General features: G+C 59.8%; 22 protein-coding genes and 1 pseudogene. 12 read left to right on the top strand and 11 right to left on the bottom strand.

The genetic code is table 11. The features are described 5' to 3' along the window. Window positions 1–148: 148 nt before the first annotated feature. Window positions 149–1,348, top strand: coding sequence for a formaldehyde dehydrogenase, glutathione-independent (gene fdhA / locus BK662_RS07660; protein ID WP_123357569.1), 1,200 nt, complete (start codon window positions 149–151; stop codon window positions 1,346–1,348). A gap of 80 nt (window positions 1,349–1,428) precedes the next feature. Here fdhA and BK662_RS07665 read toward each other — a convergent pair whose 3' ends face one another. Further along, a complete protein-coding gene (locus BK662_RS07665) occupies window positions 1,429–2,394 on the bottom strand; it encodes an RHS repeat-associated core domain-containing protein (protein ID WP_123357570.1) in 966 nt (321 codons plus the stop codon). Between the two features lie 695 nt (window positions 2,395–3,089). Here BK662_RS07665 and BK662_RS07675 point away from each other — a divergent pair. Next, entirely contained in the window at window positions 3,090–3,659 is a 570-nt protein-coding gene (locus BK662_RS07675) for a DUF2780 domain-containing protein (RefSeq protein ID WP_123357572.1), read from the top strand. On the opposite strand, the gene yihG is transcribed toward BK662_RS07675, so the two are convergent. Then, complete coding sequence (yihG, locus tag BK662_RS07680; RefSeq protein ID WP_123357573.1) at window positions 3,660–4,547, bottom strand: 1-acylglycerol-3-phosphate O-acyltransferase, YihG family; 888 nt, start codon at window positions 4,545–4,547, stop codon at window positions 3,660–3,662. A 270-nt stretch (window positions 4,548–4,817) separates the two neighbouring features. Between yihG and rloA2 the strand changes: the two genes are divergently transcribed. From rloA2 to creD, 4 genes are all read left to right on the top strand, one after another. Further along, window positions 4,818–5,324 carry a retropepsin-like aspartic peptidase RloA2 gene (gene rloA2, locus BK662_RS07685; RefSeq protein ID WP_123357574.1) on the top strand — a complete coding sequence of 169 codons (507 nt, stop codon included), beginning with the start codon at window positions 4,818–4,820 and terminating at the stop codon, window positions 5,322–5,324. Between the two features lie 59 nt (window positions 5,325–5,383). Then, the gene (creB, locus tag BK662_RS07690; RefSeq protein ID WP_123357575.1) at window positions 5,384–6,064 is read left to right on the top strand and encodes a two-component system response regulator CreB; all 681 of its coding nucleotides are present in this window, start codon (window positions 5,384–5,386) and stop codon (window positions 6,062–6,064) included. Next, window positions 6,064–7,482: a two-component system sensor histidine kinase CreC gene (gene creC / locus BK662_RS07695; protein WP_123357576.1), complete on the top strand. Its 1,419-nt coding sequence runs from the start codon at window positions 6,064–6,066 to the stop codon at window positions 7,480–7,482. Before creB ends, creC begins: the two co-directional genes overlap by 1 nt. A gap of 203 nt (window positions 7,483–7,685) precedes the next feature. Continuing rightward, on the top strand, window positions 7,686–9,056 hold the full coding sequence (creD, locus tag BK662_RS07700) for a cell envelope integrity protein CreD (protein WP_123357577.1): 1,371 nt from the start codon (window positions 7,686–7,688) through the stop codon (window positions 9,054–9,056). Window positions 9,057–9,157: 101 nt separating this feature from the next. Here creD and BK662_RS07705 read toward each other — a convergent pair whose 3' ends face one another. The 5 genes from BK662_RS07705 to BK662_RS07725 are packed head-to-tail and all read right to left on the bottom strand — an operon-like array spanning window position 9,158 to window position 16,715. Continuing rightward, entirely contained in the window at window positions 9,158–9,760 is a 603-nt protein-coding gene (locus tag BK662_RS07705; RefSeq protein WP_123357578.1) for a LysR family transcriptional regulator, read from the bottom strand. Between the two features lie 31 nt (window positions 9,761–9,791). Then, the gene (locus tag BK662_RS07710) at window positions 9,792–11,027 is read right to left on the bottom strand and encodes an MFS transporter (protein WP_123357579.1); all 1,236 of its coding nucleotides are present in this window, start codon (window positions 11,025–11,027) and stop codon (window positions 9,792–9,794) included. Beyond that, complete coding sequence (locus tag BK662_RS07715) at window positions 11,024–13,126, bottom strand: AMP-binding protein (protein WP_123357580.1); 2,103 nt, start codon at window positions 13,124–13,126, stop codon at window positions 11,024–11,026. The genes BK662_RS07710 and BK662_RS07715 overlap by 4 nt, the downstream gene beginning before the upstream one ends. Further along, window positions 13,123–16,326, bottom strand: coding sequence for an FAD/NAD(P)-binding protein (locus BK662_RS07720; RefSeq protein WP_123357581.1), 3,204 nt, complete (start codon window positions 16,324–16,326; stop codon window positions 13,123–13,125). Before BK662_RS07720 ends, BK662_RS07715 begins: the two co-directional genes overlap by 4 nt. Then, on the bottom strand, window positions 16,323–16,715 hold the full coding sequence (locus tag BK662_RS07725; protein WP_221179097.1) for a cobalamin B12-binding domain-containing protein: 393 nt from the start codon (window positions 16,713–16,715) through the stop codon (window positions 16,323–16,325). The genes BK662_RS07720 and BK662_RS07725 overlap by 4 nt, the downstream gene beginning before the upstream one ends. 250 nt (window positions 16,716–16,965) lie before the next feature. Between BK662_RS07725 and BK662_RS07730 the strand changes: the two genes are divergently transcribed. The 4 genes from BK662_RS07730 to BK662_RS35170 all read left to right on the top strand — a co-directional run bounded on the left by BK662_RS07730 (window position 16,966) and on the right by BK662_RS35170 (window position 19,607). Next, the gene (locus BK662_RS07730) at window positions 16,966–17,826 is read left to right on the top strand and encodes a LysR family transcriptional regulator (RefSeq protein WP_123357582.1); all 861 of its coding nucleotides are present in this window, start codon (window positions 16,966–16,968) and stop codon (window positions 17,824–17,826) included. A 316-nt stretch (window positions 17,827–18,142) separates the two neighbouring features. Continuing rightward, window positions 18,143–18,955: a hypothetical protein gene (locus BK662_RS07735; protein WP_148057920.1), complete on the top strand. Its 813-nt coding sequence runs from the start codon at window positions 18,143–18,145 to the stop codon at window positions 18,953–18,955. Window positions 18,956–18,993: 38 nt separating this feature from the next. Then, window positions 18,994–19,266: a LysE family transporter gene (locus BK662_RS35165; RefSeq protein ID WP_259695886.1), complete on the top strand. Its 273-nt coding sequence runs from the start codon at window positions 18,994–18,996 to the stop codon at window positions 19,264–19,266. Between the two features lie 2 nt (window positions 19,267–19,268). Next, the gene (locus BK662_RS35170) at window positions 19,269–19,607 is read left to right on the top strand and encodes a LysE family transporter (RefSeq protein ID WP_259695888.1); all 339 of its coding nucleotides are present in this window, start codon (window positions 19,269–19,271) and stop codon (window positions 19,605–19,607) included. A 6-nt stretch (window positions 19,608–19,613) separates the two neighbouring features. On the opposite strand, the pseudogene BK662_RS07745 reads toward BK662_RS35170, so the two are convergent. The 3 genes and pseudogenes from BK662_RS07745 to BK662_RS07755 form a co-directional block, all read right to left on the bottom strand. Beyond that, window positions 19,614–19,760, bottom strand: a pseudogene (locus BK662_RS07745) (PepSY domain-containing protein); the annotation flags it as partial. Between the two features lie 161 nt (window positions 19,761–19,921). Then, the gene (locus tag BK662_RS07750) at window positions 19,922–20,629 is read right to left on the bottom strand and encodes a 3'-5' exonuclease (RefSeq protein ID WP_123357584.1); all 708 of its coding nucleotides are present in this window, start codon (window positions 20,627–20,629) and stop codon (window positions 19,922–19,924) included. After that, on the bottom strand, window positions 20,626–22,566 hold the full coding sequence (locus BK662_RS07755; protein ID WP_123357585.1) for a putative nucleotidyltransferase substrate binding domain-containing protein: 1,941 nt from the start codon (window positions 22,564–22,566) through the stop codon (window positions 20,626–20,628). The genes BK662_RS07750 and BK662_RS07755 overlap by 4 nt, the downstream gene beginning before the upstream one ends. Window positions 22,567–22,831: 265 nt before the next feature. Here BK662_RS07755 and BK662_RS07760 point away from each other — a divergent pair, with 265 nt between their 5' ends. Further along, window positions 22,832–23,278, top strand: a complete 447-nt coding sequence (locus BK662_RS07760; protein ID WP_123357586.1) for a response regulator — start codon at window positions 22,832–22,834, stop codon at window positions 23,276–23,278. 228 nt (window positions 23,279–23,506) lie between these two features. On the opposite strand, the gene BK662_RS07765 is transcribed toward BK662_RS07760, so the two are convergent. Then, complete coding sequence (locus BK662_RS07765) at window positions 23,507–25,684, bottom strand: malate synthase G (protein ID WP_123357587.1); 2,178 nt, start codon at window positions 25,682–25,684, stop codon at window positions 23,507–23,509. Here BK662_RS07765 and BK662_RS34610 point away from each other — a divergent pair. Continuing rightward, window positions 25,667–25,933 (top strand): hypothetical protein, encoded by a 267-nt coding sequence (locus BK662_RS34610; protein ID WP_148057921.1) that lies wholly within the window; start codon window positions 25,667–25,669, stop codon window positions 25,931–25,933. The genes BK662_RS07765 and BK662_RS34610 overlap by 18 nt on opposite strands. Window positions 25,934–26,136: the final 203 nt, after the last annotated feature.

A 26,136-nucleotide genomic window follows, 5' to 3' on the forward strand; every position in this document is an offset into this window, starting at 1 on the left:
TTGATCGCATTCCCCTGTGGGAGCGAGCCTGCTCGCGATGGCGGCATAACAAACAACACAAGAAACACAGGCAATAACCCGAGCAATCAACGCGCCGCCGATCCATGGCGACGCGACCGCTACATAAAAACAACAGCGAGGTGAAAGCATGTCTGGTAATCGTGGTGTCGTGTATCTCGGCGCAGGCAAGGTCGAAGTACAGAAAATCGACTATCCCAAAATGCAGGACCCGCGCGGCAGGAAGATCGAACACGCTGTCATCCTGCGCGTAGTTTCCACCAATATCTGTGGTTCCGACCAGCACATGGTGCGCGGTCGTACCACCGCCCAGACTGGTCTGGTGCTGGGTCACGAGATCACCGGTGAAGTGATCGAGAAGGGCAGCGGCGTCGAGAACCTGCAGATCGGCGATCTGGTATCGGTACCCTTCAACGTTGCATGTGGCCGTTGCCGTTCGTGCAAAGAACAGCACACCGGCGTCTGCCTGAGCGTCAACCCGGCGCGTCCGGGCGGTGCTTACGGTTATGTCGACATGGGCGACTGGACCGGTGGCCAGGCTGAATACGCGATGGTGCCGTACGCTGACTTCAACCTGCTGAAACTCCCGGATCGCGACAAGGCCATGGAAAAAATCCGTGACCTGACCTGCCTCTCCGACATTCTGCCGACCGGTTACCACGGCGCAGTGACTGCGGGCGTTGGCCCAGGCAGCACCGTATACATCGCGGGCGCCGGCCCGGTTGGCCTGGCGGCTGCCGCTTCCGCTCGCCTGTTGGGCGCTGCAGTGGTGATCATCGGTGACGTCAACCCGATCCGCCTGGCTCACGCCAAGGCTCAGGGTTTCGAAATTGCCGACCTGTCGACAGACACCCCACTGCACGAACAAATCGCCGCGCTGCTGGGTGAACCAGAAGTGGATTGCGCCGTCGACGCCGTAGGCTTCGAAGCCCGCGGCCACGGCCATGCCGGCGTGAAACACGAAGCCCCGGCGACCGTGCTCAACTCCCTGATGGGCGTGGTACGCGTGGCGGGCAAAATCGGTATCCCTGGCCTGTACGTGACCGAGGATCCAGGTGCTGTGGATGCGGCCGCGAAAATGGGCAGCCTGAGCATTCGCTTCGGTCTGGGCTGGGCCAAATCCCACAGCTTCCACACCGGCCAGACGCCAGTGATGAAATACAACCGCCAGCTGATGCAGGCGATCATGTGGGACCGCATCAAGATTGCCGACATCGTTGGGGTTGAGGTGATCAGCCTGGATGACGCGCCACGGGGTTATGGCGAGTTCGATGCGGGCGTGCCGAAGAAGTTTGTGATTGATCCGCATAAGATGTTTAGTGCGGCGTAAGGGTTTTAGGTGAAAGAAGAGGGCGACTTATGTCGCCCTTTTTTGCATCAGGGGCATCACTTCTGAATGGCTTGATTCTTCTACCGCGACCTTCTAACCGCGCTTTGGTAACTAGGTAGTTTGTCGGTATCAAGTACATCTTTGTAGCTTGGAAGGGGAATTCTTTCTTTGAGCGCTACGATACTTATTTGTGTTTGATGCCATTCGGTCACTCTGCTTGCATGCTCGCCTGGTGCGACCTGTAAATGGCCGTTGGTAATGTCGTTCAGAAAGCTGCGTTGTATTGACGCACTCGCTTCTCGACGGTTAATTTCGGAGAGCAAATCACTTTCGGTAGTCAATGCTAATCCCGGGTCCGATGTCGGTTCAAACGAAGGACGGCGGTTACGAGGAGGACTATAGGGTGGCGGCGGATCAAGGTTGATAGGGTTTGTAGCATGAGTAGCCATATTTTCCGTCGAACCCGCAGTTCCAATCACTTGTCTAGCGCTGGAAGGTGTTCTGATATTCAATCGATTTGCAATTCCCTTGAAAAGGCTGAATAGCCAATTGGAATGTCCCGTCGGATCTCCCCGATTCACCGGATCCCCCACACAATACGCATACGCATTCAACCCACCCTCCCCAAACGGACTCCAACTGTCCGGACTGTTAAACCGCATCAACACCGGGTTAAACGCCCGATAGCCATTACCTAACAAATAACACCCCGTCACCGGATCCGGCCGTTCGCCGTTGAAGCCAAGCAGGCTGAGCAAGCCGTTCTCCGGATGGCGGTGACCATATGGCGTATAGGCAAGCGGATTGCGACGTGCTGCAGCGAGTACGTTCAACACCGAGCTCTGTTGATCAGTGACGAGTAGGCATGTTTCCACAGGGCCGCTTTGGCGCTGTTGTTGCGCCAGCAGTTGATCTTCATGCTGCATGATCGAACGCTGTTCGGCGCCTTGAATCTCGGTGGTCTGCGCCAAGGGTGTGCTCGCGATCAGCCGATTGAGTGCGTCGTACTGGTAGCGGCAGAGCAAGGTTTTGCTGTCGATCTGCATAGGGCTGATCTCCCTGAAGAGGCCATCGATTCAGGGTTTTACTGTGGCGCAATCGGCCAGGGTTGCCTACTAGCAGAACTGATAGGGTCGGGTGCCACTGAGCTGAAACCACCAGCCTTGACGATTCGCCACGGGTATATCGATTGTTGATGTGAGTACCATGTTTAAGTTTTCTTCTGTGATCCCATTTCTGGAACCACTATCACGTCGACCTTCACTGGGTAGGTATATTTATCTTTGACTTTCCTTTTGGCTTCTTTGGGCGTATTTGCGTCTACAGATCCGTATTGGTTGCTGGGAGTGCCCCTAACAGCGCGGGCGATGTAAATGTAAGTGCACATTGTTAAGTTCCTTTTGTGGGTCCAGCAATGGTTTGAGATATATCCGTTTTGTTTGGGGTTGCCGATAAAGTTGTAAGTCTCGGATGGAGTAAACCCTTGAGAAGGCGATGAAATGTGTTCTTCTAATTTTTTAGTGGTCGCGGCGGACCAAAAATACCCATATGCATTCAACACCACTCAGAGCTTTTACTGTGACGCAATTGACCAAGGGCGCCTACTAGCAGAACTGATAGGGCCAGAAAACGCAGAGAAAAATGAACGGCTTCGCGAGGAACATGCCGACGCATGCCCGGTCAAACTGGCAGCTTTTCCGTCCATCAATCGGGCGGTTTTATGGCACATGAGGATGTCGGGATGAAGATTTCACGCGGTTTTGCATTGGCTTCGCTGTTGGCCCTGTTCGCCAGCCCGGTCTTCGCACAGTTCAGTCTCAGCGATGTGGTCAATGCGGCTTCAGCGATGCAGGGCAACGAGGGCGATGGCGCCGTGGCGGCGGCACCCAAGGCCGCCGGTTTGCTCAATACGCTAGGCTCGCAGCTCGACATCACCCCGGAGCAGGCCGTGGGCGGTGCCGGTGCGATGTTGGGGCTGGCCAGGAATCAACTCAGCGGCGAGGACTTTTCCGAGCTGAGTAAAAACGTGCCGGGCCTCAGTCAGATTGCCGGTAACAGTGCCATCGGCGGCTTGAACGGATTGGGTGGGCTGCTCGGCGCGGGATCGGACAAGAATGCTTTGCTCGATGGTTTGCTGGGTAACGTCAAAGACACCAACGACCTCAATAACGCCTTCAGCGCGCTGGGCATGGACACTGGCATGATCGGCCTGTTCGCCCCGGTGATGCTGCAATACCTCGGTCAGCAAGGCGTCGCCGGTTCGCTGCTGCAAAACCTTGGCGGGATCTGGGGCACCGGCACCGGTAGTTGATCAGCGGCTTTCGGCGCGCAACGCGTCGATACGCCGGTCTTTTTCGATCCAGAGCTGGTTGACCCAGTTCTGGACCTTTTCCCGAAACAGGGCATCGTTTTCATAATCGCCTTGCCACAACGCCGGGTCGAGTTCGCGGGTCTTGATGTCGATGATTACCCTCGGCACGTTGCCGCTGATCAAATCCCAGAACCCCGGAATTTTTTGCTGCGGGTAAACAACCGTCACATCGAGAATCGCATCCAGCTGTTCGCCCATCGCCGCCAGTACGAACGCCACGCCACCCGCCTTGGGCTTGAGAAGATGGGTGAACGGTGATTGCTGCTGGGTGCTTTTCGCCGTGGTGAAGCGAGTGCCTTCCAGGTAATTGACCACCGTCACCGGTTGACGCTTGTACAGCTCGCAGGCCTCTTTGGTGATTTCCAGGTCCTTGCCGGCCAGCTCCGGGTTCTTGGCGAGGAATGCTTTGGTGTAGCGCTTCATGAACGGATAGTCCAACGCCCACCAGGCCAGACCCAGGAACGGCACCCAGATCAGTTCTTTCTTGAGGAAGAATTTGAAGAACGGCGTGCGCCGGTTAAGCGTCTGGATCAGCGCCGGGATATCGACCCAGGATTGATGGTTGCTGATTACCAGGTATGAGGTGTCGCGGTGCAGGTCGTCACCGCCGTGAATGTCCCATTGCGTGGGAATGCACAGACGGAAGATCAGCTTGTCGATCTCGGCCCAGGTTTCGGCAATCCACATCACCGCCGATGAGGCGTTATCGCGAAAACGACCGGGAAGGAGCAGTTTGAGCAGTGCGAGCACCATCAGCGGCCCGAACAGGACTAAGGTGTTGAGCAACAGCAGCAGGGTAACCAGACAGCCGGTGAGCAGGCGGCGCATAAGCAACTCTTGAAAGCGTGTGGGCGCGCCATGATAAGCAGCTTCGGGTGGCAGGCCAAATCGGTGGTGACGAATGTTTCACGTCTGGACCATTAACCTCCTCGTACCGATCGTTCCCATGCTCTGCGTGGGAATGCAACCCGGGACGCTCCGCGTCCCCAAAGCGTGACGCAGAGCGTCACATGAGGCATTACCACGCGGAGCGTGGGAACGATCATCCAGACAACGGTCTAAAATCCAGCTGCCCACTTTCAAAGGAAGCCCCCTTACGTGAAATCTCTCCTTGCACTGCTTTCCCTCGTGGCCCTTCCAGTCCTGGCCGCCGAACCGACCCTGTACGGGCGTTACGAATACATCGCGCTGCCGGAAATCGGCGGCGAAGTCCTCAAGGCCAAAATGGACACCGGCGCCCTGACCGCGTCGCTGTCGGCCAAAGACATCGAAACCTTCACCCGAGATGGCGACGAGTGGGTGCGTTTCCGCCTCGCCACCAAAGGCGCCAGCAACAAGGTCTACGAACACAAGATCGCGCGGATCAGCAAGATCAAGACCCGCTCCGAAGAAGACGAGGATGACAAGGAAGCGATCGAACCCACCAAGCGGCCAGTGGTTGATCTGGAACTGTGCCTGGGCAACGTCAAGCGCACCGTCGAGGTCAACCTCACCGACCGTAGCAGCTTCAATTACCCGTTGCTGATCGGCGCCAAAGCGCTGCGTGAATTCGGTGCGGCAGTGAACCCGGCACGGCGTTTTACGGCAGACAAACCCGACTGCTGATTGACGGCGAATCAGCCTTGGGGCACCGTTCGCCCACTTAACTAGCGGGCTCGGACGCCATGCCCCATATCCTGATTGTCGAAGACGAAGCGGCCATTGCCGACACCCTGATTTTCGCCTTGCAGGGCGAGGGCTTCACCACCACCTGGTTGAGCCTTGGCGCGGCGGCGCTTGAACATCAGCGCGCCACGCCAGCGGACCTGATCATTCTCGACATCGGCCTGCCCGACATCAGTGGCTTCGAAGCCTGCAAGCAATTGCGGCGTTTCAGCGACGTGCCGGTGATCTTCCTCAGCGCCCGTGATGCAGAGATCGACCGCGTGGTGGGCCTGGAAATCGGTGCCGACGACTACGTGGTCAAACCGTTCAGCCCTCGAGAAGTGGCGGCGCGGGTCCGGGCGATTCTCAAGCGCATGGCGCCACGAGCGGTGGCGGAGGTTTCCTCGGCGCTGTTTCGCATCGACAGCGAGCGGGTGCAGATCAGCTATCGTAATCAGCCCTTGAGCCTGACTCGCCATGAGTTTCGTTTGCTGCAATGCCTGCTGGAACAACCCGAGCGAGTCTTCAGCCGCGAGCAATTGCTCGATGCCCTGGGTGTGGCCGCCGATGCCGGTTATGAGCGCAGCATCGACAGCCACATCAAAAGCGTGCGCGCCAAATTGCGCCTGGTGAAAGCCGATGCCGAGCCGATCCAGACTCACCGTGGCCTCGGTTACAGCTACAGCCCGGGGCACAGCTGATGCCCCTGGGGATCCGGATTTTTCTGGTCTACGTGCTGTTCATCGGCCTGACCGGCTACTTCGTGCTCAACACCGTGATGGAAGAAATCCGCCCCGGCGTGCGCCAGTCCACCGAAGAAACCCTGGTGGACACCGCCAACCTGATGGCCGAGATCCTGCGGGACGACTTCAAGGCCGGCACCCTCAGCCAGAACCGCTGGCCGGAATTGCTCAAGGCTTACGGTGAACGGCAACCGAAGGCGAGTATCTGGGGCATGCCGAAGAATCAGGTCAACCACCGCATTTACGTCACCGATACAAAGGGCATCGTGGTGCTGGATTCCAGCGGCATTGCGGTGGGCCAGGACTACTCGCGCTGGAATGACGTCTACCTGACTTTGCGTGGCGAATACGGCGCTCGTTCGACGCGCAGCAACCCGGACGACTCGAACACGTCGGTGATGCACGTTGGAGCGCCGATTCGCGACAACGGCCAGATCATCGGCGTGGTGACGGTGGCCAAGCCCAACAGCTCGCTGCAGCCTTACGTTGATCGCACCGAGCGGCGATTGCTGATTTATGGCGCCGGGCTGATTGGCCTCGGTTTGCTGTTCGGTGCGCTGTTGTCCTGGTGGCTGAGCGCGGCGCTGCGGCGGTTGACGGTGTATGCCCAGGCAGTCAGCGAAGGCCGGCGGGTCGAGGTGCCGCATTATCGTGGTGGCGAGCTGGAGCAACTGGCCACGGCGGTGGAGCAGATGCGCACCCAGCTCGAAGGCAAAGCCTACGTCGAGCGTTATGTGCACACCCTGACCCATGAATTGAAAAGCCCGCTGGCGGCGATTCGTGGTGCGGCGGAGTTGCTGCAAGGCGAGATGCCGGCGACCCAGCAGCAACGTTTCGTCAGCAACATCGACAGCGAAAGCGCGCGCATGCAGCAGTTGATCGAACGACTGTTGAACCTCGCGCAGGTGGAACAGCGCCAAGGGCTGGAAGAGCGGGTGGCGGTGCCATTGGCGGGTTTGGTGGACGAGCTGTTGAGCGCGCAGGCTGCGCGAATCGAAGGTAAGCAGTTGCGTGCGGAACAGCAAATTGCAGCGGATCTGAATCTGCTCGGCGAGCCGTTTTTGTTGCGCCAGGCGCTGGGCAATCTGCTGGAGAATGCGTTGGATTTCACCCCGGCTCAGGGCTTGCTGCGATTCAGTGCCGAACGAGTCGGCGAGCAGATTGAGTTCAAGCTATTCAACCAGGCCGAGGCAATTCCCGACTATGCATTGCCGCGTTTGAGCGAGCGCTTCTACTCACTGCCGCGTCCGGACAGTGGGCGTAAAAGTACGGGGTTGGGGCTTAACTTTGTTGAAGAAGTGATCAAGTTGCATGGCGGCGTGATGAGTCTCGGTAATGTCGACGGCGGTGTAGAGGTCACGTTGCGCCTGCCTTAGGACCGAGTCGCGGCCATCGCGAGCAGGCTCGCTCCCACAAGGGATCTCCAGCGAACACAAACTATATGCGAACCGAAGATCAAATGTGGGAGCGAGCCTGCTCGCGATGGGGCCGGCCCAGTCTCCACAAAGTCTCCACATTCCCCCCATAAAACTCCCACACACCGACTCCAGACTTTCCCCATCCAAACAGGGAGAGTCCCATGAACCGTAGCCTGACCCTAAAACTCGGGGCGATTGCCCTTTTGATTCTGTTGCTGCTGATCCCGCTGCTGATGATCAATGGCGTGATCCAGGATCGGCAACAACTGCGCGACGGTGTACTCGAAGACATCGCCCGCAGCTCCAGTTACAGCCAGCAACTGAGTGGCCCGCTGATGGTGGTGCCCTATCGCAAAACAGTGCGCATCTGGAAAACCAACGAAAAAACCAACCAGCGTTACCAGGACGTCGGCGAGGAGCGCGGGCGTTTGTATTTCTTGCCGGAGCGCTTCGAACTGGACGGCCAGGTCCAGACCGAACTGCGTGCCCGGGGTATCTACGAGGCACGGCTGTTTCATGCCGATAATCGCATCAGCGGGCATTTCTCGGTCCCGGCGCAACTGGGCATCAAGGAGGACTTCGCCGATTACCGCTTTGACCAACCGTTCCTGGCCGTCGGCATCAGCGACATTCGCGGCATCGAAAATGCCCTGAAACTCGAACTCAATGGCCAGAGCCTGGACTTTGTACCGGGTAGCCAAGTGGGCTGGTTGGGCGAGGGTGTGCATGTGACGCTACCGACGCTGGATACCAGACAGGCCACGGAACTGGCGTTCGGTTTCGACTTGCGCCTGCAAGGCACCGGCCAGTTGCAGATTCTTCCGGTGGGCAAGACCAGCAAGGTTTCACTGGCCGCCAATTGGCCGCACCCCAGCTTCATCGGTAACTACCTGCCGGCCCAGCGTGAAATTACCGATCAGGGCTTCACGGCCAATTGGCAGACCTCATTTTTCTCCACCAATCTGCAAGAAGCGTTGAACAGTTGCGTGTCTGGCGGTCATTGCGACGCGTTCAGCGGTCGCAGCTTCGGCGTGAGCTTCATCGACCCGGTGGACCAATACCTGAAAAGCGATCGGGCAATCAAATACGCATTGCTGTTCATCGTCCTGACCTTCGCCGGTTTCTTCCTCTTCGAAGTACTGAAAAGCCTGGCGGTACACCCGGTGCAATACGCCTTGGTGGGCGTGGCGCTGGCGTTCTTCTACCTGTTGCTGCTGTCGCTGTCCGAGCACATCGGCTTTGCCTTGGCGTATCTGCTGTCGGCGAGTGGCTGTGTGGCGTTGATCGGTTTCTATGTCTGCCATGTGCTGCGCAGCGTGCGTCACGGCTTGAGCTTTTCGGCGGGGTTGGCGGCGTTATACGGGCTGCTTTACGGCTTGTTGAGCGCCGAGGATTACGCGCTGTTGATGGGCTCGCTGCTGTTGTTCGGTCTGCTGGGCGTGTTCATGGTGCTGACCCGCAAGCTGGACTGGTACGGGATCGGGCAGAAAACCGTGAAGCCCTTGGACTTTGATATAGGTGCCGTGGAATGAGCCGGTGGTTGGGGTTGCGCGAGGATCAGCGGTTGGGCGATGTCCTGGCGGCACGGATTGCCGAGTTGTTTGCGCTCGATCCGCTAAAGCCGCGATTCGGGTCAGCGCGCGCCTGCCCCGGCCGTCATCGACCCGTGCGTCGAAGCAACGACTGACTTCCAATCTTTGCAGCGCGACGTCACGGGTTGTCGTTGCGCAGGCCAGTTCTTCCGCAATGGCAATCCAGTTCTTCCTCCAGGCGCATTGTTGCCCTGGACCGGTGTGTTTACTAAGGTCCAGCGCGATGGACGGGAGACGATGGCATTGTTGAATAGCAGGCAATTGTGCTGCTGCAGATCCGACAAACTGCGCGGAGTACCCTGCGCAGCCAGGTAATCCGCCGACAAAAACGAGCGACCAATCGCAGCGCTGGCAATCACCTTCAACGCACCGCTGGGGTTTGCCTGCCACTCATCGAGCATTGTGTGAATGGCTTGGGCCTCTTTGACGATGCGCACGCAGTGTTGGTAAATCAGGTTGCCAGCATCCGTCGGCGCGAGCGTGCGAGTGCTGCGATGCAGCAACTTGATCTTCAGGTGTGCTTCGAGTTTGGCGATCTGTTTGCTGACCGAAGAGTGGGTGCTGCCCAGATGTTCGGCAGCCCTGGAGAAACTTCGATGTTCGACCACCGACGCGAAAGTCACGAGGCTGGATAGAGGATTCATAGTGTTCTCCGGGACGGCTGACAGCACAGGCTCAGGACTTGCGTTTTGGCGACAGGACGAAAGCAAACAGACAGAGCAGGGCGATTCCACCCCAGACTTCCGCCCAGGAAAAGCTTCGCAGTAACAACGGGATCAGCGCCGGTGTTGCGAACGCGGCTGCGAACACGGCGGTGTTCTCGATCCCCAGTGCGGTGCCGACACGCGCAGCACCGGCCATTACCGCAATTTCGGTGTAGGCCACGCCGTGCCACGCCGAGCCGAATACACCGGCTGCGACCAACAGCAGCACACTGAGCACGGGAGCGTTGAACGTGAGGATGTTCAATTGCAGTAACACCAGAGACCCCGCCGCGAGCAGGGCGATGCCCCGAACGAACGCGCGACGGTTGTTGTGCTTGTCCGTCCACCGTCCGCTCCAGACCCGCGCGACGGCTCCGAGCAGTTGCACAGCGAAGATCACTGCCGAAGTCACCGCGATACCGAGGTGAAACTCGTTAATCAGATAAATCGCGGAAAAGGTCAGCACCGCGAACTGTGGGACGGTAAGCAGGCCGCTGGCCACGAACAGGCGCCACATGTGCGGATCGTTCAGCGTGCTCTTTGAGCTGTCGGTCGGACTGACCCGAGGGGCCGGCTGCACCGGTGCCGGGGTAAGCCAGGTCCAGGCGGCCATCGCCGCGAGCAGACTGGTCGCGGCCAGCGTACTGAAAACGCTGATGAAGCCGAAGTGCAGCGCGATCCAGGGCAGGATGGCTGCACCGATCCCGCCGCCGACTGGCACTGCTGTCTGGCGAATGCTCATGGCGAAACCGCGTTCACCGTCCTGGAACCACGACATCACAGCCTTGCCACTGGATCCGTTGATGCTCCCGCCCAAAATGCCCAGCGCCAGCAGACCGCTGCCCAGGAGCAATACGCCGGGAATGGAACCGGCGCGTGGCGTGCCGAATGCGGCCAGCAGTGCGAAGATCAGGCTGGTGCTCAGCAGGCCGGTCAACAGCACAAAGCGGTCGCCCAACTTGTCGGTGAGTAATCCCCAAATCACTTCCGAGGCGGCAATCCCCAAGGCAATCGCACCGAGTATCAGGCCTAACTGATCGAGGCTCAGGCCGTAGGCATTCTGCAATAACGGACCAGTGGCCGGAATGCCCTGGAAACCCAGAGAGAAGCTGGCCTGGGCCGCCACGCCGACAGCGAGCACGACCCAGCGATGACGATTGATATTGGCTGCTGGCGCAGCGAGGGTGCTGGTTTTGATGTGGCTCATGCGCAAAGTTCCTTATCGACATCAATCGGGGTGACCGGGCGTTCCCAGATCACCAGTAGCGAACAACCCTTTTCACTGAATGGCGCATGCCGGCTGCCCGGAGCGAGCACCAGCAAGGAGCCTTTGGGGTGGATTTGCTCGCCGGTCTGCAGCTCGCCTTCGAGTACATGAATGAGTTCGTGGCCATTGTGCAGATGCGCTTTGGCGCGGGCGCCGGGTTCGTAGCGCACCAGGGCCGCGACAGAGCCTTCGGGGTCGGCGCGGTAGAGCGTGTGGGACCAGATCCCGGCACGGTCCGGGCTGTGCATTTTCTGAAAGTCGGCGACCAGCGCGCGCATCACGCCATCCTCGTCGCCCTCGAACAGCTGCGGCCAGACACCCTGGATCTCGCCTGGCGTCGGCACGACGGCGTGCGCTTCAATGAGGTATTCGGCGCTGCTGGTGGGCGATGCCTGGCGCAACGTGGCGCGCATGATCTTGCCCGACAAGGTCTTGGGCATTTCATCCACCACGGCAATGCGCCGGATCGCCAGTTCTGGAGGCAGTTTGCGGCTGAGCTGGGCGAAGACGTCGCTGGACCACGCAGCGTCCGCAACGTAACCGCTGCGCAGCACGACAAACGCCTTGGGTACATACAGGCCGACCGGATCAGGAAACGGAATGACGGCAGCCTGGGCAATACTGGGATGTTGCAGCAGTGCACTTTCCAGTTCGACCGGGGAGATGCGGTAGTCGAAGGACTTGAATTGATCGTCCGTGCGTCCCAGGTACCAGAGGCAGCCATCGCTGTCGCGGCGCGCGATGTCACCGGTGCGGTAATGGCTTGCGCCGAGGGCTTTTTCGCTGCGTTGCGGGTCGGCGTCATAGCCTGACATCAGGCCGAGTGGGCGGTCGTCCAACAGGGGCAGACAGATTTCCCCTTCGTCGGCGGGCAGGCCGGTTTCGACATCGAGCAACTCCACTGGATACCCCGGCAAGGGGTAGCCCAGAGCACCGCGGCTGATGGGCATGCCGGGGGCAAAACCCACGATGGCCGTGGCTTCGGATTGCCCGAAGCCATTGCGCAGGTCCAGTCCCCACGCCGCCGAGACTGCGTCGATCAGCGTCGCATCCAGCGGCTCGCCTGCGCTGACGATCTCGCGCAGGGCCGCTGGCCGCGAGCCGATACCGTGACGCAGCAGGGCTCTCCACACGGTCGGCGGGGCGCAAAATGTGTTTACCGACAAGCGCTGCAGCGTCGCCAGAATCGCCGCAGGCCCAACGTCGGCCTCCTCAAGGCTGACGATTGTCGCCTCACATGTCCACGGCACGAAGAACGAACTCCAGGAATGCTTCGCCCAGCCTGGCGCAGAGACATTCAGGTGCACATCCGCTGGGCGGATGCCGTTCCAGTAGACGCTCGACAGATGGCCGATGGGGTAGCTCTGGTGGGTGTGCAGCACCAGCTTCGGCGCAGAGGTCGTGCCGGAGGTAAAGTAGCCGAACAGCGGTTCATCGACCGATGTCGGCACGGCCGGGATGAAGTCAGGCGCGTGCTGCTGGTGATCGTCGAAGGCGATCCAGCCTTTGTGCGCGGCACCCACTGCAATGTAGCCCCGCAGGCTGTCGAGCCGAGGAATGTTGGCGGTGACGCTTTCGCTGGCGACCACATAGCGGGCGCGGCTGCGCGTCAGGCGATCAAGCAGGTTATCGCCGGTAAGCGATGGGTAGCCGGGGATAATGACCAGGCCCAGCTTCATGGCGCCCAGTAACAGGGCGTACAACTCCACGCCGTTGGGCAACATGATCATGATGCGTTCGCCGCGTTGGGCACCGAGTGAATGCAGCCAATTGGCGACCTGATTGGAGCGCTGACGCAGTTCGGCGTAACTGATGCGTACATCCTCTGCGCCATTCACCAGAATCAGCGCCGGCTCGCCACGCCAGGCGAGGCTGTCGAACCAGTCCAGCGCCCAGTTGAAGTGGCGCAGTCGCGGCCATTGGAACGCCGCGCCCGCAGGCTCGGTAATACCGCCATCGTGGTGCAGCAAGGTGTCGCGGGCATCGCCAAACACTGTGCCCGCGTGGTTGCGCAGATTGGGGCGGGAAGGAGCGTTCATAAGGATTCCTCAAACCGTGATGTGTGTTCAGAGACCGCTTGCCGCGCAGCCAAAGCGAACCCCAGCGCGGACTGCGCCACGGTAATTGCGTCTTGGGTGAAGCGCGACAGGACGCCGGGCGTGGCGCTGCCGACTTGGGTGAACCAGCGGACGCCTTCGGTGGGAATGCCAATGGCGAACAGTCCCGGTATGGCGGCGCCCGCCGGATTGAACAGGGCGAAAGTCTTTCGGTCGGTATGCAACCCTTCATTCGCGGACTCGCTGGCCGGGTAGCGATAAGGCTGGGTATGACCTTCGCGCAGTAACTGGGCGTAGAGTGGGGCGCCATCCGTTTCGAGCAGGGGTGTGCGAATGCGGCTGTCGATCAACCAGTCTGCATGCCAGGCGTAACCCGCGACCCTGGGCGAGTCGACGTGGTAGCCGGCACCATCGTCTCGCGGTGTGAAGCGGGCTTGTGGACCGACAATGTTGACCACGCCGGCCTCCAGCAGCGCCAGCAGTTGCTGGGTGCGAAACACCGGTGGCCCGGCCGACAGCAGGGCGCAGGCCGGGGCGAAATCAGCGAAGAAATCTGCGTTGCGCGAAGCCTGGGTCAGCCCGTCCCCCTCGACTGTCTGGCGGATCGTGTCACGCACATCGCGCAACACATCCAGTGCAGCTTTGACCGGACTGCCGAGGTTGCCCAGCAAGGCTTGCGCGACATCCGCTTGCAGGCGGCTGGTCAGCTCGATGCTATAGCTTTGCTGATCGTCGAATATTCGTTCGCCGAAAGGACGTGCGAGGCGGTTGAGTTCCAATAACGGCAAGTCCGCCAGACCATAACGTTGTAGCAGCAGGCCAGGCATCGGTGCCAGAGGTTGCCGGTCCCGGGCGTGTTCCAGAATGAAGCGCTGAGCCGTTGCTTCACCCTCTCGATTGCGCAGTGCCGTGGCGTAATACACATGCTCCATTTCCGCCTGGAGCAGCGGACGAACAGCGGCGTTGAAATCCAGCGAGCGACTGCCGGTAGCCTGTTCGTTAAGTACGCGGGCGCGTTCGATTGCTCGGGCGGTGGCAAAAGTCGCCTGATAAATCGCGCCCGGAGGTTTTTGATTGATCGCCCGGGCGAGGATCGGCATGCCGCTGCGGGTACCGGCGATGATCAGCGGTTCCAGACCGGACTTCACATAGCGCAGCCCCGCGCCTTCGCTGACGAAGCGGCCACCACGGCCAACGGTCAACTCACTGACCAAGTCGTAGAACCCCAACCCCATGCCGATGACAGCGGCAGTTTGCCCGGCAGCTATTTGTTCGAGCGGCATATCAGCTGCCGAATCGCCGGCGATATAACGCGAGGCCGCCTGTTCGGCGTCAGCGCTGTTGGCCAGGGTCGGTTGAGGGACCCGTGCATGCCCGGTAGCTAGGATCACTGTGTCGATAGACTCCAGCCACTGGCCTTCACGCAGTTGCAGGCGAAAACCGGCAGGCTCTTGCGTCAGCGCTGTCACTTCACTTTTCAGCACGCTGACGTTGGCATGGGCTTGCAGGTTGGCAACGAACACCGAGAAGCACGAACGCAGATACTGCCCGTAGAGCTGGCGCGGGGCGTAATCATTGGCACCCAGCCTGCTGAATTGTGGATCGCTGTGCAGTTGCAGCCATTGGTGGAAGTTGGGGCCAGCACCGGCGCGCCATGCACCGCTCTGCAGCGCCCCGGAGTAAAGGGTGATTTGCGAGGTGATGGTATTCATCAGCAGGTGCGGCGACTGATCGGTGCGCCAGACGCGGCCGGCGCCGGGTTCGACGGCGTCGATCACGGTGATTTTCAGCGGGTAGCGCGGCGGGTTGGCCTCCAACTCCAGAACGAGGCGTTCCAGCACGGCAATCGAGCGAGGGCCGCAACCGATGATCGCGATTTGCCTGGTACGACCGGGTTTGGCATCACCGGCAATGACATCGAGCGTTTCGTTGGGCAGGTGCGGCTGATCAAAACGTGCTTCGACGAAGGACAGCATGCTCAGAAACTCATAGGGGTTGAGTTTCTTGCCCTCGCCGAGCGCCGGTTGTGCCTTGATCGGCATCTTGCCGGTGGCGTGCCAGCGCAACAGGCCTTCCTGGCTGATGTAGCTGCGCGAATGGCCGCGATTGTCGGCATGCAGGCAAAACGGTACATCCAGATAGCCCTTGTCGAAGGCGCTGGCGATGCAATTGCCCAAGTCGCTGCCAATGTTCAGCACGGCGTGGATCATGCTTAACGCTTCGTCGTATATCTCCCCCTCAAGGTCGGCGACCAGGTCAGTTGCAAGTGTCGATCCTGGCAGTCGGCTCCAGGTTTGCGAGGCAAATTGCAGCGCCTCGATGTTCTCGGCGACAGTCGGGATTCGGTGGGCTTCGGCAGTGGTTTTGACGATCAGTCGCTCGGCATGGCCGTGGAAGGCCAGGTTCACGCTTTGCGCCAGCAGATCTTGAGCTCCGTCGTGGGTGCGCGGGAAAACGCCCATGTAGGTGTACAGCACGACGTGCCAGTTGGCCTGCCCGAGAAATTCCCCGGCCAGACGCCGCAACGCGTTGAGCGCGGCAACGTCCTGTTGGAGGTGAGTCTGCTGTGCGTAACTCAAGGACAGGTCAAATACTCCGTGCTCGATGAAGAACAGCCCTTCGATAATCGATATGGCAATCAGCAAGCTTGGTGGGCAGAGTTGACCGAGCATGCAACCGCCAAAGCTTTCGAGGTGGATGGAGTCGGGCGAGTCCTTCGGCGCAGCGATGATCCGGCACGATTGCGCCCAGGCCTCAATGGCTCCGCGAAGCGGGGTGCGGCCGTAAGGCAGGCAGTAGGAGATCGGCCCGCCTTCCGTGGCATCGACGCCGCACTGGCGCAGTACCTTGAAAATATCCTGAGGCTTGGCCGAGCCGTGCCGGACCTGAATCGGTAGCGCGCCCGGCAATGTGCCAAGCATCGTCCGGGTCACTGCGGCCCCATGCGCTACGATCGGGTAACCGTTGAGATGCTGGCCGCTTTGCAACGCGTCACGCGCTGAGGCGTGATCGCCGACGCGGGTGTAACTGTCCAGAGTGATCGTGCCCACGGCTACGGCCAGGCATTGACTGACCGCTTCCAGCCCGCCGCGCATGCTTTGCACATCGGCGAATCCCATGCGCGGCTGCACAACCAGACGGCCTGCCTCGCTGGCGGCTTTGACGAATTGGCTGAATTTCATATCGCCACCTCCACTGCCCAGGGCAATGCAGGAATGGGCGAAGCCCGGTGGCTGATTTTTTTGACGAAGGCTTCGAACTGAAGAATCGAAGACGCCGCGTTGAACACGGCGGTGAACCCCGCGTCCAGTAACCGTTGCAAGTGGCTACTGTCCGCCTCCCCATGTATCCCCAACTTGCCGCCAATGACCGCCATCGGTTGCGCCATGTCTTGCCGGGCGCGCAGTTTGCGGATCAACCGTTCGCCATCGATATTGCCGTGGCCGTTGACCGTGCTGACCACCAACAGGTCGAAATGCTCGGCCTCGCAGCGATCGATGATCAATTCATCGGGGCAGCACGCCCCGAGGTTGAAAACCTCGTGCCCCATGTATTCAAGCAGTAACTGCATGAAGACCAGGTTCCAGGTATGCGAGTCGGAGGAGACGTTTGTGAGCAGGATTTTGAGGGGGAGCGGGGCGACGTCTGTCAGATGTGTTACTGATTTTTGCGTCAAGTCCAGCACATTTATCGGTTGCATCTCGACCAGCCTCCGTGTTCAGGCGTTTTTTGGGAGCCACTTCGAACGGATACTGGTCACGACCGAATCAATTGTAAATTTATGCTACGATATATCTGTCATAACGAATGGTTATCTTTGAATGACTACGCATCTGGATTTATCCACCGTTGAAGCGTTTGTGCTCACCACCGACATGCGCAGTTTTACCCAGGCCGCCGAAGTGCTCGGGCTGACCCAGGCCGCTGTCAGCCTTAAGGTTTCGCGGTTGGAGCGAACCCTGCGCCGACGTCTGCTCAATCGCACGCCACGCGCCATCCAGCTGTCACCGGATGGCGAAGCCTTTCTGCCACGCGCCCGAACGTTATTGGCCGCGCAGCAGCTGGCGCTCTCGGAAGTCGCCCATACCCAGAGAAAACTGCGCCTGGGCATCAGCGATCATGTGGCCGGCCCGGAACTGCCGCGGGTGCTGGAGAAAATCAAGTCCTACGATCCAACGCTAGACATCAGCGTGCGGGTCGGGGCGTCGCATGACTTGCTGGCGGAGTTCGATCGCGAAGAGATCGACGTCGCTATCGTGCGCAACGAAAGACATCGGCAAGATGCCGAGAGTCTCTTCGAAGATCGTTACAGCTGGTTCGCTGATCTGTCGATGCGAACGCGCGGTGATCCGATGCCGCTGGTGACCGTCGATGACGCTTGCGGCATACGCGGCACCGCGATCCGTTTGCTGGCCCAGGAAGGCATTCAGTGGTCCGATGCGTTTATCGGCGGCGGTGTGTCCACGGCGTTGTACGCGGCGGCGGCGGGTATTGGCGTCGCGCCGTTGCCGACGCGGTTGGCGGCATCACGACTGATCGATGTCGGCGAGCTGTTCGGACTGCCGCCGCTACCGATTGTGGAAATGGTCATGTACTCCCGGTGGATGGACGCGCATACCCGCGAGAGCCTGCGCATTCTGGCTGGCGCCTTTCGCGGTGTGGCCGTCACGCATCTTGCCTGAAGACCCGAGGCAGAGCTGTCGCGCGACGGGATCAATGGCATGAGCAAAGAAGTTAATCGTCTTTGCCCCGCTGCAGTCACTCACGTAGCATCAAACTTTAATGGAATGAGCGACAAGTTCAGTGAAGAACTACTTTTTGAGCCGTGAGGCCATGTCTGAGGCATTCGATAGCGCTGCCCTGCGCCGGGTTCGAACTCAGACGGATACGAAAGTCGCCCTGGCGCGCCACTTGCGGATTGCGGGTGGCGTCGACAGGCCGTTACCGGTCCTCAACGATTGGCCCGAAGTCACTCAGGCGAGCCTGCGCATCAGGGCCTTGGCGCGCAAGCGTACAGGCTCGGCACTCGCTCATTTGCTCGGCTGCATACAAGACATGTCGGGCGAGCCGGACAGCGCCGAGGTCAGGTGGGAAGGTGAGGCTGCCTTGTTGTCAGCAATGTCGGGTGGCGGGGCGGCGCAGGCCAGCCAGCTATCAGGTCATCCGGGTTGGGCAATCAATGCCGGGCAATTGCAGATCGAGGATGCACGCGAGGCTGGCCGCTATATCCTGGTCGCTGAAACCGAGCCTGGCGAGACGGCGATTTTCTTGATCGCCGACCGCTCACCGGGCGTCCTGCAAACAAGCCTCGGCGACGGATTCATCAACCGCCCCTGCATTGCCCTGAGTGGCGTCCCGACGTTGCACTGTTTGCAGGTCCGGGCGCTAGGCGCTGGCGAGCCGGGCAATGTCATCGTCACCCTATGGTTTGCTTCGCTGTTGTGCGGGATGACTGACCGATTGTTTTCAATGACCAAGGTGCTCCACACCACCATTGATCCGCGCCAGGCTCTGCGCCAGTTCAATGATCCGGCACTGCAACGCTGCCTGGCACGCATCGATGCCCTGCTTCTGACCCAGGAACTGTCCTTGCGCACTATGCTGACAGTCAATGCCGAAGGATCTGTGGATCTCGCCATGGTTCGATCCAACAGTCTCCGCATCATCGAAAGTGCTTTCCAGGCCAGCAGCATGGTGCTTCGCACTTTGCGTGATACTCAAGACATTGATTTGCTCGACTCGATCCGCCTGCAGGTGCAGGCAGTGACGGCCATTTATGGCGTCAGCGCCAAACTCCTCGCGGAGCGGTAGCCCGGGACACGATCCACTCACGGACAAGGTAGAGACTTATGGTTAATTGGGCAGCGGTGCTGGCGGTCTTTTCGGTGTACTGCGCCGGGGTGGTCATCCCCGGGCCAAACTTTGTCGCCGTAGCGCACAAAGCGGCGTCATCGACGATCCCCGAAGCGTTCATGCTGGTTGCTGGCATCGTGGTGGTGAATCTGTTTTGGGCGACCTGCGCGATTCTGGGGATTGGCATGGTGTTTACGCTGCTGCCATGGCTGGCAGTCGTCATCAAGTTCCTCGGCGCTGCTTACCTGATCTGGTTCGGGCCCGGTTGATCGTGTTGCGCGGCGCCGGCCTGAACAGTGCTCACGGCGCGCTGACCGTGACACGCCGCAAAGCGTTCCTGCAGGGAGTTGCGACCAACATTGCCAACCCGAAATCCATCGCGTTCTATGCCGCCATTTTTTCTGCAGCAGCCCCTCCTCACGTCAGCATCGAAACCTTTGCGGCGATGCTCGCAGTTGTCGCGATTGTTGCCTCGCTCTGGTACGGCTTTGTCGCTCTGGCGCTGTCGCATCGGCGTGTCGCCGATGTGTACAGGAAACAGAAGCGCTGGATCGATTCGATATGTGGCAGCGTGATCACTCTGTTGGGCGTGCGGCAAATGCTCCGCTAAGACTGCTCAACCGCACCGCACCGCCCACAGATAAACCCCGCTGCCCAGGACAATAATGGTCAGCACATCCAGGGTCGCCCAGAGGATTTTCATCGGCATGCCGCCGTAATCACCGAAGTGCAGCGGTTGCGACATGCCCATGGCATCCATGTATGGGTGGTTTTGGGCGGGGTGTATTCAGTCAGACCGCGTCATCGTTCATCGCAGGCAAGCCACGTTCCCACAGGTATGGTGTCGTTCACGAAATCGGCGAACGACACCATACCTGTGGGAGCGGGCTTGCCCGCGAAGGCGTCAGGACAAGCGCCGCAGATTTAAAAGGAAGGCGCTTGCCGCCGCCGCTTCCACTGACTCAGCCGCTGCTGCAGGTTCAACGGGCTATGAATCTGCTGCTGTCGCGCCCGGCTGAACAAAATCAGCATCAGCTCCGCCGTTGCCAAGGCATCGGCACTGGCGTTATGCCGTTCGAAGACCTCCAGTTTGAACCAGTCGATCCACTCGTCCAGCCCGGCCTCGCGAAAGTGTGCCAGGGGGCAAAGCAGCGGCGCGATGTCTGCCACGTCCAGAAACGGATGCTGCAGCTTGTAGCCCAGATGTTCTTTCAGCGCGCGCCCGAGCATGTGCTGGTCGAACGGCGCATGAAAGGCCAGCACCGGACTGTCGCCGACGAACTCCATGAGTTCGAGTAAGGCTTGCGCCGGGTCGCTGCCGGCGGCAATGGCGCTCGGGCCCAGTCCATGAATCAACACGCTGGGGCCGAGTTTGAGTTCGGTGCATTGCAGCGTGCGCTCGAACTGCTGGCTGAAGTCGATCGCGCCGTCCTCGATCACCACGGCTCCGATGGACAGCAGCCGATCCTTGTTCAGATTCAGCCCGGTGGTTTCCAGGTCGAGCACCACCCAGCGTTGCTCGCGCAGGCTGCAATCACCCAACTCGGTCACGGCAGGCAAGCGCTCCAGACGTTGTTGCAGTTCGCCGGGCAAAATGGGGGTTACCGGCCGCAGCCATGAAAACAGGCTCATAACTGATACCGCAGGGTCAGGCTGCTTTGCAGGCGTTGGGCCTGGCGCAGGGATTCACGCAGGATGCGTCGGTCCAGATGATTGAGGCTGTCAGGATCGACGCGGTTGGAATAGGGCAAATTCTCCCGGGTCTGTAGCTGATGTTGCTGCATGCGGGTTTGCTGGATGAAGTGATACGCCTCTTCATACGCCGCACCGTCCAGCCGTTCGATGACCTCTTTGGCCACCAATTGGCGAAAGCGCTCCAGGGTATTGTTGGCGTCGATGCCGTGAGCCAGGGCCAGCACTCGAGCGCCATCGACGAAAGGGGTCAAGCCCTGGAGCTTCAGGTCGAGGGTGGCTTTCTCGCCATTCTTGCGAGCCAGCACGAATTCGCGGAAACGCCCTACGGGCGGGCGGTTGCGCAGGGCGTTCTCGGCCATCATCCGCTGGAACAAGCGGTTGTCGCCGACCTGATCGAGAATCCCCCGGCGCAGTTGCTCGCAGCCTCGCTCGTCGCCCCAGACCACGCGCAGGTCGAAGTAGATGCTCGACCCCAGCAGGTTCTCCGGTGTCGCCTCGCGGATAAACGCCGCAAAACGTCGCGCCCACTCGGCCCGGGACAAACACAGCTCGGGATTACTGGCCATGATGTTGCCCTTGCACAGGGTGAAGCCGCACAGCGCCAGGTTCTGATTGATCTGCTGGGCGATGGGCAGCAACTTGCCGCGAATCTCGGCGGCGTGGGCCGCGTCGCGGGCTTCGAACAGAATGCCGTTGTCCTGATCGGTGTGCAGCGTCTGCTCGCGGCGGCCTTCGCTGCCGAAACACAACCAACTGAACGGCACACCAGGGTCGCCTTTCTCGGCGAGCACCAGTTCGATCACCCGGCACACGGTATGGTCGTTGAGCAGGGTGATGATGTGGGTGATCTGGGTCGAGGACGCGCCGTGGGCCAGCATCCGCTCTACCAATTGGCCAATCTCGCCGCGCATCGCCACCAGGTTTTCCAGCTTCTGGGCACTGCGAATAGTCCGCGCCAGATGCACCAGATCGACCCGTTGCAGGGAAAACAGGTCGCGCTCCGAGACCACGCCGCACAGGCGGTGGTCCTTGACCAGGCAGACGTGGGCGATGTGGCGCTCGGTCATGGCAATCGCGGCGTCGAAGGCGCTGTGGTCCGGCGTCAGGTAAAACGGCTCCCGGGTCATGTGCCCTTCGATTGCTTCATTGAAATCGCTGGTGCCGTTGGCCACCACATGTCGCAAGTCGCGCAGGGTGAAAATGCCCAGGGGTGCCTTTTGCTCATCGACCACCACAATGCTGCCGACTTGCTGATCGTGCATCAGCGTCACGGCTTCACGCAGAGGGGTGATCGGGCTGCAGGTCACCGGGTGACGCATGGCCAGTTCGCCCAACCGGGTATTGAGCGAGTACTGGGTGCCGAGGGTCTCCACGGCTTTTTGCTGGACTTGCTGGTTGACTTGATCCAGCAAACTGCTGACACCGCGTAGGGCAAAGTCGCGAAACGGGCTGGAAAGTGCGAACAGTTTGATGAACGCCAGCTTGTTCAGCTGTAGGCAAAAGGTGTCTTCGGCCGCCAGATGTTCGGTGCGAGTCGCCCGTTCCCCCAGTAGCGCGGCGAGGGGGAAACACTCGCCGGTGGTGATTTCGAAGGTGGTTTCGGTCCCGCCCTTGACCGTGTGCGGACGTTCGCCCACGACCCGGCCCTGTTTGACGATGTAGAAATGCTCAACCGGGCCATCGGCAGGTTTGATGATGCTTTCGCCGGGGGCATAAAAACGCAGCTGACATTGCTCGACCAGATAGGCCAAGTGGGCGTTTTCCATCTGATTGAACGGCGGGAAGCGCTGGAGGAATTGCAAAGTGCCTTGGATGTTCTGCAACACCGCGGTTTTCCCTGCCTGGGTGAAGGCGTCCGCTTTACTCATAACCATTACCGCAGTCTTTTTCTGATTGTTGTGTCGGATCGTTGTGTCAGATCGTTACAGGCATGGTCGGCCCCTGTGGGCAGGGTGCCCATTGGACGTAAGTCTAGGTAGGCAGTGCCGCGGTCGGAATATGGGAAATGTCTGACACAATTGCGGGAAAAACCTCCTACATTGTCTATTGGAAAAGTTTCCGACGAAGTGCACATTGAAGTCTGCTTAGCGATGTCTGACACACTGTGTCAGGGATCGAATCGAAAACGTTGAGAAAGCCATGTCCGACCACGATATTTTGAGTGATGCCGAGCGCGAAGCGCTCAGTGCCGTCATGTTGGAACCAGACTTGCCGCCGCAGCGGGTGCTGATCGTTGATGACGATAAGGACTCCAGGGAGTTGCTGTCGGAAATTCTGGGGCTGGATGGCATTCACTGCATGACGGCGGCCAGTGGCGAAACGGCGCTCAAATTGCTGGAAACGAAGCCATCGATCGGGCTGGTGATTACCGACCTGCGAATGGGGCACGTCGATGGTCTGGATTTGATCCGTCAGGTGCGGGAATCGGCTCGTGCGGCGTTGCCGATCATCATCGTTTCCGGCGACGCCGACGTGAAAGATGCGATTGCCGCCATGCATTTGCACGTCGTGGACTTTCTGCTCAAGCCTATCGACAGCGGCAAACTGCTTGAGTTGGTCAAGCATGAACTGGGGATGGATGTGTAGCACGGACCTCCAGACTGCTCAGCTTTTGTGGCGAGGGAGCTTGCTCCCGCTGGGTTGCGAAGCAGCCCCAAAACCAACGATCCCAATGTACCTGATACACCGCATACACAGGATTTACGACTGCTGCGCAGTCGAGCGGGAGCAAGCTCCCTCGCCACAGGGACCGCGGCATAAAAAAAGCCCCGATCTTTCGATCAGGGCTTTTTCATGTCCGGCGTCAGCGTTTACTCAAAGGCCATTGGCAGCCTTGAACTCGCGACGACGACGGTGCAGAACCGGCTCGGTATAGCCGTTCGGCTGTTTGGTGCCTTCGACCACCAGTTCGACCGCCGCCTGGAAGGCGATGTTGCTGTCGAAATTCGGTGCCAGCGGACGGTACAGCGGGTCGTTGGCGTTCTGACGGTCAACCACCGGCGCCATGCGCTTGAGGCTTTCCATCACCTGATCTTCGGTGACGATGCCGTGGCGCAGCCAGTTGGCGATGTGCTGGCTGGAAATACGCAGCGTCGCACGGTCTTCCATCAGGCCGACGTCATTGATGTCCGGCACTTTCGAGCAGCCCACGCCCTGGTCGATCCAGCGCACCACGTAGCCAAGAATGCCCTGGGCGTTGTTGTCCAGTTCGTTCTTGATCTGCTCCGTGGTCCAGTCTGGATTGACGGCCAACGGGATGGTCAGGATGTCGTCCACCGAAGCGCGAGCACGTTTGGCCAGTTCGGCCTGACGGGCGAACACATCGACCTTGTGGTAATGCAGCGCGTGCAACGCGGCGGCGGTCGGCGATGGAACCCAGGCGGTGTTGGCACCGGCCATCGGGTGAGCGATTTTCTGTTCGAGCATCGCTGCCATCAGGTCCGGCATGGCCCACATGCCTTTACCGATCTGGGCGCGACCTTGCAGGCCGGTGCTCAGGCCGATGTCGACGTTCCAGTTCTCGTAGGCACTGATCCACTTCTCAGCCTTCATGTCGGCCTTGCGCACCATCGGGCCGGCTTCCATGGAGGTGTGGATTTCATCACCCGTGCGGTCGAGGAAGCCAGTGTTGATGAACACCACACGCTCGGCGGCAGCCTTGATGCAGGCCTTGAGGTTGACCGTGGTACGGCGTTCCTCGTCCATGATCCCGACCTTGAGAGTATTGCGCGGCAAGTCGAGGACGTCTTCGATGCGACCGAACAGCTCGTTGGTGAACGCAGCTTCTTCCGGGCCGTGCATCTTCGGCTTCACGATATAGACCGAGCCGGTGCGGCTGTTCTTGCGCGAGCTGTTGCCCTTGAGGCTGTGGATCGCCGCGAGGCAAGTCACCAGGCCGTCGAGAATACCTTCCGGTACTTCGTTGCCGTCTTTATCGAGGATCGCGTCGATGGTCATCAGGTGACCGACGTTACGCACGAACAACAGCGAGCGACCGTGCAGGCTCAGTTCGCTGCCATCGAGGGCGGTATAGGTGCGGTCGGCGTTCATGGTGCGGGTAAAGGTCTGACCGCCCTTGGAGACTTCTTCCGACAGATCGCCTTTCATCAGGCCGAGCCAGTTGCGGTAGATCACCACTTTGTCATCGGCATCGACCGCGGCAACCGAGTCTTCGCAGTCCATGATGGTGGTCAGCGCGGCTTCCATCAGGATGTCTTTGACACCGGCAGCGTCGGTCTGGCCGACCGGGGTGCTGGCGTCGATCTGGATTTCGAAGTGCAGGCCGTTGTTTTTCAGCAGGATCGCGGTTGGAGCCGCTGTATCGCCGTGGAAACCGATCAGTTGCGCATCGTCGCGCAGGCCGGTGTTGCTGCCGCCTATGAGGGCGACCACCAGTTTGCCGTCAATGATCTTGTAGCCGGTGGAGTCGACGTGGGAGCCGGCTGCCAGTGGCGCCGCTTCGTCGAGGAAGGCGCGGGCGAAGGCGATGACCTTGTCGCCGCGAACCTTGTTGTAGCCTTTGCCTTTTTCCGCGCCGTCCGCTTCGCTGATGGCGTCGGTGCCGTAGAGCGCGTCATACAGCGAACCCCAGCGAGCGTTCGAGGCGTTGAGCGCGAAGCGCGCGTTCATCACCGGTACCACCAGCTGTGGACCGGCCATGCGGGCGATTTCGTCATCGACGTTTTGTGTCGTTGCCTGGAAATCAGCCGCTTCTGGCAGCAGATAACCGATGTCTTGCAGGAAGGCTTTGTAGGCCACCGCATCGTGCGCAACACCTGCACGAGCCTGGTGCCAGGCATCGATACGTGCCTGGAAATCATCGCGTTTGGCGAGTAGGGCTTTGTTCTTCGGCGCCAGGTCATGGATGACCTTGTCGGCACCGGCCCAGAACTTGTCGGCGGTGAGGCCGGTACCGGGAATGGCTTCGTTGTTCACGAAGTCGAACAGGACTTTGGCGACCTGCAGGCCACCGACTTGAACGTGTTCAGTCATTGCTTGCCTCACTCTGCTCAGCTATTTCGCTTTTCAGCTCTTCAATTTAACAATGAAGCCTCTGGCCATTTAAACCACAAACCCATCTACCAGTACATGCCATTGCTGGCGGCTGGGCTCGATCCGATCAACGGCTTTGCGGCCTTGCTGACAGGGCTTTCAGGGGTTGCAACGGCACCTGCGGCAGACATCGATCCAGCGTTATGTAGTGCGCGCTGCGGCATACTACATGATGAATTGCGGTTGTGAAAATTAGACTAATTACGTCGTTCTGCGACCCCATGACGCATTGCAGTCACGTCGGGGCACGGGATGTTCTCAAAAAACTATTGGATTGTTCCAGTTAAATATAAAAACTTGTACACATAATCTTCGATGCCCTGCTATGGGGCATTGCTTTTGTGGCGAGGGAGCTTGCTCCCGCTGGGGCGCGAAGCGGCCCCCAGCATCTC

The organism is Pseudomonas frederiksbergensis, from assembly GCF_003732275.1.
In the GTDB taxonomy this organism is placed as follows: Bacteria; Pseudomonadota; Gammaproteobacteria; order Pseudomonadales; family Pseudomonadaceae; genus Aquipseudomonas; species Aquipseudomonas frederiksbergensis_H.

What these genes read in the sequence shown, in the direction of transcription:
- fdhA (WP_123357569.1), top strand. Translation starts at nt 149, where the DNA reads ATGTCTGGTAATCGTGGTGTCGTGTATCTCGGCGCAGGCAAGGTCGAA.
- BK662_RS07665 (WP_123357570.1), bottom strand. Translation starts at nt 2,394, where the DNA reads ATGCAGATCGACAGCAAAACCTTGCTCTGCCGCTACCAGTACGACGCA.
- BK662_RS07675 (WP_123357572.1), top strand. Translation starts at nt 3,090, where the DNA reads ATGAAGATTTCACGCGGTTTTGCATTGGCTTCGCTGTTGGCCCTGTTC.
- yihG (WP_123357573.1), bottom strand. Translation starts at nt 4,547, where the DNA reads ATGCGCCGCCTGCTCACCGGCTGTCTGGTTACCCTGCTGCTGTTGCTC.
- creB (WP_123357575.1), top strand. Translation starts at nt 5,384, where the DNA reads ATGCCCCATATCCTGATTGTCGAAGACGAAGCGGCCATTGCCGACACC.
- creC (WP_123357576.1), top strand. Translation starts at nt 6,064, where the DNA reads ATGCCCCTGGGGATCCGGATTTTTCTGGTCTACGTGCTGTTCATCGGC.
- creD (WP_123357577.1), top strand. Translation starts at nt 7,686, where the DNA reads ATGAACCGTAGCCTGACCCTAAAACTCGGGGCGATTGCCCTTTTGATT.
- BK662_RS07705 (WP_123357578.1), bottom strand. Translation starts at nt 9,760, where the DNA reads ATGAATCCTCTATCCAGCCTCGTGACTTTCGCGTCGGTGGTCGAACAT.
- BK662_RS07710 (WP_123357579.1), bottom strand. Translation starts at nt 11,027, where the DNA reads ATGAGCCACATCAAAACCAGCACCCTCGCTGCGCCAGCAGCCAATATC.
- BK662_RS07715 (WP_123357580.1), bottom strand. Translation starts at nt 13,126, where the DNA reads ATGAACGCTCCTTCCCGCCCCAATCTGCGCAACCACGCGGGCACAGTG.
- BK662_RS07720 (WP_123357581.1), bottom strand. Translation starts at nt 16,326, where the DNA reads ATGAAATTCAGCCAATTCGTCAAAGCCGCCAGCGAGGCAGGCCGTCTG.
- BK662_RS07725 (WP_221179097.1), bottom strand. Translation starts at nt 16,715, where the DNA reads ATGCAGTTACTGCTTGAATACATGGGGCACGAGGTTTTCAACCTCGGG.
- BK662_RS07730 (WP_123357582.1), top strand. Translation starts at nt 16,966, where the DNA reads ATGACTACGCATCTGGATTTATCCACCGTTGAAGCGTTTGTGCTCACC.
- BK662_RS35165 (WP_259695886.1), top strand. Translation starts at nt 18,994, where the DNA reads ATGGTTAATTGGGCAGCGGTGCTGGCGGTCTTTTCGGTGTACTGCGCC.
- BK662_RS07750 (WP_123357584.1), bottom strand. Translation starts at nt 20,629, where the DNA reads ATGAGCCTGTTTTCATGGCTGCGGCCGGTAACCCCCATTTTGCCCGGC.
- BK662_RS07755 (WP_123357585.1), bottom strand. Translation starts at nt 22,566, where the DNA reads ATGGTTATGAGTAAAGCGGACGCCTTCACCCAGGCAGGGAAAACCGCG.
- BK662_RS07760 (WP_123357586.1), top strand. Translation starts at nt 22,832, where the DNA reads ATGTCCGACCACGATATTTTGAGTGATGCCGAGCGCGAAGCGCTCAGT.
- BK662_RS07765 (WP_123357587.1), bottom strand. Translation starts at nt 25,684, where the DNA reads ATGACTGAACACGTTCAAGTCGGTGGCCTGCAGGTCGCCAAAGTCCTG.